1 protein-coding gene is annotated in these 887 nt (G+C 33.5%); it reads left to right on the top strand.

What is annotated here, in order from left to right:
- Positions 1-37: 37 nt before the first annotated feature.
- Positions 38-751, top strand: a complete 714-nt coding sequence (locus ACSX1H_RS19405; RefSeq protein ID WP_439185914.1) for a hypothetical protein — start codon at positions 38-40, stop codon at positions 749-751.
- Positions 752-887 lie beyond the last annotated feature (136 nt).

Below are 887 nucleotides of genomic sequence, written 5' to 3'. Positions count from 1 at the left end.
CCGTTAGCGGTAATGGACTTAAAAACATAACATCCCTATGAAACCAAACAAGCATATTTTAATTGCAACAAGCATATTTTTTTGCCTCATTGCATTCTTATATCCCTTTGTTTTGTTCTCTTGTAAAGAGTCTTGGAGTACTATTCTCTCCCTCTCATTTACTTCTTTGAGTGCAATAGCTACTGTCTTAACGTTAATTGTAGCAATTATTTTATATCAAAGATTTAGTATCGATTCTAAGTTTATTGAGAGGCAAGCTGATAAAACACTTGAACTTGTAGAATACCTAAATGAACAATGTGTTCATATATCAGAAATTGGAAATAAATCGACTATATTATCCCGTTTCATCATAATGGACTATAAGAATGTTTTTTCACTTGAAAATTTTAAAACTTTAGAATCCAAAAACATTGCGATAAAAGTAAAAGACTATGAAGAATTCATTAAACCAATAATGGAATTTAGAAAAAGTCATTGGTTACCTGCGGAAATAAAAACTAAATTGAATTTTCTAGATTTTAAAGCGACTTCTGAAATATCCAACAACCGAAAACTAAGTGAATATGCTTCCTTATATTTTAATAAATCCAAGCTTGGAGAATATGAAATTGTAATTCCATATATAACAATTACTGAATATCTTATAGCAAAGGACCGCTTAATCATGACAATCAAGAATTGGTTGTCAAAGCATTGTGATGTGAAATTGGATTTAGAGCTTGAATTAAAAAGCAATTCTAAAAAATAAATCACTACCGCTAACACGCCGCTATAGCGCATAGCAGGGTTCGGCTCACTTTGGGTGGGCAGATTCCCGCCTCGATAGTCTCGTCCTCTCGGACGGACAATCTCAACGCAAATCTGCTACAGCGCCATGCGGCCAA

It is taken from the genome of Carboxylicivirga taeanensis (assembly GCF_051851475.1).
In the GTDB taxonomy this organism is placed as follows: domain Bacteria; phylum Bacteroidota; class Bacteroidia; order Bacteroidales; family Marinilabiliaceae; genus Carboxylicivirga; species Carboxylicivirga taeanensis.
The sequence above is the reverse complement of the archived record's forward strand: the minus strand, read 5'-3'. Positions and strand labels throughout refer to the sequence as shown.

Excerpts from the sequence above, each read along its gene's own strand:
- ACSX1H_RS19405 (WP_439185914.1), top strand. The coding sequence starts at position 38 with ATGAAACCAAACAAGCATATTTTAATTGCAACAAGCATATTTTTTTGC.